Origin of the sequence: Methanohalophilus sp. WG1-DM (genome assembly GCF_004104135.1) — an archaeon.
GTDB classification, from domain to species: domain Archaea; phylum Halobacteriota; class Methanosarcinia; order Methanosarcinales; family Methanosarcinaceae; genus Methanohalophilus; species Methanohalophilus euhalobius.
In genome coordinates this window covers 1-5,244 of the sequence record NZ_RRBA01000024.1, presented here as the reverse complement: position 1 = coordinate 5,244, position 5,244 = coordinate 1, and the positions used below count along the sequence as shown (strand labels likewise).

The following is a 5,244-nucleotide window of genomic DNA, read 5'->3' as shown; positions in this document are numbered from 1 at the left end:
AAGCAATATTCATGAGTTCCCGCACAGAACGTGTGTGGGAGAATAAATCACCTTCATATTCATGGAGACAGGAGATAACAATTCTGTCTGACTCACGCAATGGCAGTTCGGTGAATTCTGATCGTTAGTATTAAGAATTCACTGTGCAGGGCCTTTAATCAGCATCCATGTTGTTTAACAGGTACCCTGCCAACAATATCCTTTAACCTTCAAAAGGTGTGCTAGAAATATCATATAATTCTGGTTGATCCTGCCAGAGGTTACTGCTATCGGTGTTCGACTAAGCCATGCTAGTTAAATGTTCTTCGTGAACATAGCGGACTGCTCAGTAACACGTGGACAATCTGCCCTTGGGTTCAGCATAACCCCGGGAAACTGGGGATAATTCTGAATAGATCACATATGCTGGAATGCTTTGTGATTAAAAGATCCGTCGCCCAAGGATGGGTCTGCGGCCTATCAGGTTGTAGTGGGTCTAGAGTACCTACTAGCCAACGACGGGTACGGGTTGTGAGAGCAAGAGCCCGGAGATGGATTCTGAGACATTAATCCAGGCCCTACGGGGCGCAGCAGGCGCGAAACCTTTACACTGCGGGAAACCGCGATAAGGGGACACCGAGTGCCAGCATACAATGCTGGCTGTCCACATGTGTAAATAGCATGTGATAGCAAGGGCCGGGCAAGACCGGTGCCAGCCGCCGCGGTAACACCGGCGGCCCGAGTGGTAATCACTATTATTGGGTCTAAAGGGTCCGTAGCCGGTTTAATCAGTCTTCCGGGAAATCTGACAGCTCAACTGTTAGGCTACCGGGGGATACTGTTAGACTTGGGACCGGGAGAGGTAAGAGGTACTACAGGGGTAGGAGTGAAATCTTGTAATCCCTGTGGGACCACCAGTGGCGAAGGCGTCTTACCAGAACGGGTCCGACGGTGAGGGACGAAAGCTGGGGGCACGAACCGGATTAGATACCCGGGTAGTCCCAGCCGTAAACGATGCTCGCTAGGTGTCTGGAATGGTGCGACCGTTTCAGGTGCCGCAGGGAAGCCGTGAAGCGAGCCACCTGGGAAGTACGGCCGCAAGGCTGAAACTTAAAGGAATTGGCGGGGGAGCACTACAACGGGTGGAGCCTGCGGTTTAATTGGACTCAACGCCGGACAACTCACCGGGGGCGACAGCAATATGTAGGTCAAGCTAAAGACTTTACCTGAATCGCTGAGAGGAGGTGCATGGCCGTCGTCAGTTCGTACTGTGAAGCATCCTGTTAAGTCAGGCAACGAGCGAGACCCGTGCCCACTGTTGCCAGCATATCCTTTTTGGATGATGGGTACTCTGTGGGGACCGCCGATGCTAAATCGGAGGAAGGTGCGGGCTACGGTAGGTCAGTATGCCCCGAATCTCCCGGGCTACACGCGGGCTACAATGGTTGGGACAATGGGCTCCTACACTGAAAAGTGACGGTAATCTCATAAACCCAGCCGTAGTTCGAATTGAGGGCTGAAACCCGCCCTCATGAAGCTGGAATCCGTAGTAATCGCGTTTCAATATAGCGCGGTGAATACGTCCCTGCTCCTTGCACACACCGCCCGTCAAACCACCCGAGTGAGGTATGGGTGAGGGCGCGGACTTTAGTGCTGCGTTCGAACCTAAATTTCGCAAGGGGGGTTAAGTCGTAACAAGGTAGCCGTAGGGGAATCTGCGGCTGGATCACCTCCTAAGCAAAAAAACTTTCGATCAGAAACCGAAAAACTGCCATTGCACTCATATAATCCAACATCGTTGGGATACCAAGGGCTTGTAGATCAGTTGGAAGATCGCTGCCTTTGCAAGGCAGAGGCCCTGGGTTCGAATCCCAGCAAGTCCATATTTAATGCACCAGGCAAGTAATTTTGCCCGGGAAGGATGGATGTGCTCTTTCTGACCAGGAAGAGCACGATGAGATCGTGTATAAGTTGCATACCTGACGCTTACTGGAGTAAGCAAACGGATAATGGCATTTATGCCAGCAGGTGAATGGCTCGGCTCAAGGACCGATGAAGGACGTGTCAAGCTGCGATATGCCCCGGGTAGGCGCATGAAGCCTATGAACCGGGGATCTCCTAATGAGACCTCTTGACCTTATGGTCGATCAGTAATGATCGGGAACGTTCCGAATTGAAACATCTTAGTAGGAACCGGAAAAGAAATCGAAGAGATGCCGCTAGTAACGGCGAGTGAACACGGCAAAGTTCAAACCGAATCCCTCTGGGAACAGAAGGGACATGTGGTGTGGAAGGACTTTTCCAAGGATCCCATCTCACAGAGACCGAATTTGACTGGAACGTCAAACCACAGAGTGTGATAGTCACGTAGGTTAATGTGAACGGATCTGGAATTGTTCCAGAGTACCGTGCGTTGGATATCGCGCGGGAACCCGGGAGGCATCAACTTCCAAAACTAAATATCTCTTGAGACCGATAGTGAACTAGTAGGGTGACCGAAAACTGAAAAGTACCCCAAAAAGGGAGGTTCAAAGTGCCTGAAACCTGTTGGTTATGGAACGATATGGCATGAAAGGATCTGCGAAATGAAGGAAACAGTCGCGAGGCTGCTGTACGAGTTTTGTTGCCGATGTCATATCTTACGTTTTGAAGAACGGGCCAGGGAGTGTATTTCAATGGCGAAGGCTAACCGAAAGGGGAGCCGAAGCGAAAGCAACAAGCATGCAGTCTTCGGACAAGATGCGGCGTATACAAGTGCGTGGAGTCATTGGAATACGACCCGAAGCCGGGTGATCTAGGCGTGGGCAGGTTGAAGCGTGGCGAAAGCTACGTGGAGGACCGCAAGCGGTACTGACCTGCAAATCGTTCGTGTGACCTGCGTCTTGGAGTGAAAGGCTAATCAAACCCGGCATCAGCTGGTTCCTTCCAAAACATGTCGTAGCATGACCTAACCGGAGATAGTCGGTGGTGTAGAGCACTGATTGGGGATCCCGGGGGAGAAATCCCTCGCTCCCCTGTCAAACTCCAAAACCACCGTCGTCTGAGAAAGTTGGAGTCCGGGCTACTGGGGTAAGCTTGTAGTCCGTAAGGGAGAGAACCCAGCCCGTGGTTAAGGTCCCTAAGTGTCGACTAAGTGTTAAAGATAAAGGGTGTCCCAGGCCCTAAACAGCTGGAAGGTTAGCTTAGAAGCAGCTACCCTTTAAAGAGTGCGTAACAGCCCACCAGTCGAGGTCTGGGGCCCCGAAAATGGACGGGGCTCAAGTCGACCACCGATACCACGGAGTACCGAAAGGTAATCTTGTAGGAAGGCGTTGCGTTCGGGCAGAAGCAGGGTTGTGAAGTCCTGTGGACCGTACGGAAACGAAAATCCTGGTAATAGTAGCAGCATAGTCAGGTGAGAATCCTGACCGCCGAAGGGGCCAGGTTTCCTCGGCAATGATCGTCAGCCGAGGGTTAGTCGGTCCTAAGACGTACCGTAATTCGAGTACGCCAAAAGGGAAACAGGTTAATATTCCTGTACCGTTTAGCACTAAACTGACGTCTCAGGGTAGGTTGAGCAGCGTTGTCGCGCTGTCTAAGCATCGAAACCCGTGGAGAGCCGTAATGGCGAGAAGCGGGCGAATATGTTATTGCGAAAGTCAACTGCACCCCGGGACCCGTGAAAAGGAAGCTAAACGACCGTACCAAGATCTGACACTGGTGCCCCTAGCTGAAAAGGCTAAGGCGTGTCGGAATTAATCTGGCTAAGGGAATTCGGCAAATTGGCTCCGTAACTTCGGGAGAAGGAGTGCCTGCCATGAAGATGGCAGGTCGCAGTGACCAGGGAGCTCTAACTGTCTAATACCAACATAGGAGATCGCAAACCCGAAAGGGCTAGTACGATCTCTGAATCCTGCCCAGTGCGGGTACCTGAAACTTCGGTCCAACGGAAAGAAGGGCCCGTAAACGGCGGGGGTAACTATGACCCTCTTAAGGTAGCGTAGTACCTTGTCGCTTAATTGGCGACTCGCATGAATGGATCAATGAGAGCTCTACTGTCCCTAGCCAGAATCCGGTGAAGCTTACATTCTAGTGCAAAGTCTAGAGACCTCTAGGGGGAAGTGAAGACCCCGTGGAGCTTTACTGCAGCCTGTCGTTGGGTTGTGATTTCGGATGTACAGTGTAGGTAGGAGGCATCGAAGCCCGTGCGCCAGCATGGGTGGAGCCGTCAATGGGACACTACCCTTCTGAAGTCGCGACCCTAACTCCGCAAGGAGGACCCCGATAGGTGGGCAGTTTGCCTGGGGCGGGACGCCCTTGAAAAGATATCAAGGGCGCGCAATGGTTGACTCAAGTGGGTCGGAAACCTGCTGAAGAGTGCAAGAGCATAAGTCAGCCTGACGCGATTTAGCATAGCAATGGATCGCGAGACGAAAGTCGGTTCTAGCGAACCTTTATGTCCTGCTTGATGCGGGCTAAAGCTGACAGAAAAGTTACCCCGGGGATAATTGTGTCGTTGCCGGCAAGAGCACATATCGACCCGGCAGCTTGCTACCTCGATGTCGGTTCTTTCCATCCTGGCCGTGCAGCAGCGGCCAAGGGTGAGGTTGTTCGCCTATTAAAGGAGATCGTGAGCTGGGTTTAGACCGTCGTGAGACAGGTCGGTTACTATCTACTAGAGGTGTATGTGGTCTGAAGGTAAGTTGCTTTTAGTACGAGAGGAACAGGGCAACGGCGTCTCTGGTCGATCGGTTGTCTGACAAGGCAGTGCCGAGCAGCTACGCGCCAAAGAATAAGAGCTGAAAGCATCTAAGCTCGAAATCCAACCTGAAAAGAGACCACTGTAAGGATGCCGGTAAAAGACCGGTTTAATAGGATCGGGATGTAAGCACTAAGGAAACGAGGTGTTAAGTCCGCGGTTACTAATAATCCGTGCCGCTTCCAATTGCTTATTCCAGGCGAAATCAGGTATGTAATGCATAAATACACGGTCCGATGAAACGCAAAGTTTATGACGGTTGCGTCATATGAATACGCTTCGCACATGCCCAATGTGCCAAGGTGGCGGAGCGGCTACGCAATCGCCTGCAGAGCGATTCCATCCCGGTTCGAATCCGGGCCTTGGCTTTCATCCATCTCATATAAGTTGAGGACAGCGGCCATAGCGGCAGGGTAACTCCTGTACCCATCCCGAACACAGAAGATAAGCCTGCCAGCGTTGTATACTGTACTAAAGTGCGAGAGCCTTTGGGAACTATGCATCGCTGCTGACTCAACTTATTGACT

2 tRNA genes and 3 rRNA genes are annotated in these 5,244 nt (G+C 51.8%); all 5 read left to right on the top strand.

What is annotated here, in order from left to right:
- Nucleotides 1-237: 237 nt before the first annotated feature.
- The 5 genes from CI957_RS10125 (at nt 238) to rrf (ending at nt 5,231) form a co-directional block, all read left to right on the top strand.
- Nucleotides 238-1,714, top strand: a 16S ribosomal RNA gene (locus CI957_RS10125).
- A 75-nt stretch (nt 1,715-1,789) separates the two neighbouring features.
- Nucleotides 1,790-1,862: transfer RNA gene (locus CI957_RS10120), tRNA-Ala, on the top strand.
- A 121-nt stretch (nt 1,863-1,983) separates the two neighbouring features.
- Nucleotides 1,984-4,904: ribosomal RNA gene (locus CI957_RS10115) — 23S ribosomal RNA — on the top strand.
- 109 nt (nt 4,905-5,013) lie between these two features.
- A tRNA-Cys gene (locus tag CI957_RS10110) sits at nt 5,014-5,085 on the top strand.
- A 24-nt stretch (nt 5,086-5,109) separates the two neighbouring features.
- A 5S ribosomal RNA gene (gene rrf / locus CI957_RS10105) occupies nt 5,110-5,231 on the top strand.
- The 16S, 23S and 5S rRNA genes sit together here with 2 tRNA genes alongside, the layout of an rRNA operon.
- The last annotated feature ends 13 nt before the right edge of the window (nt 5,232-5,244 follow it).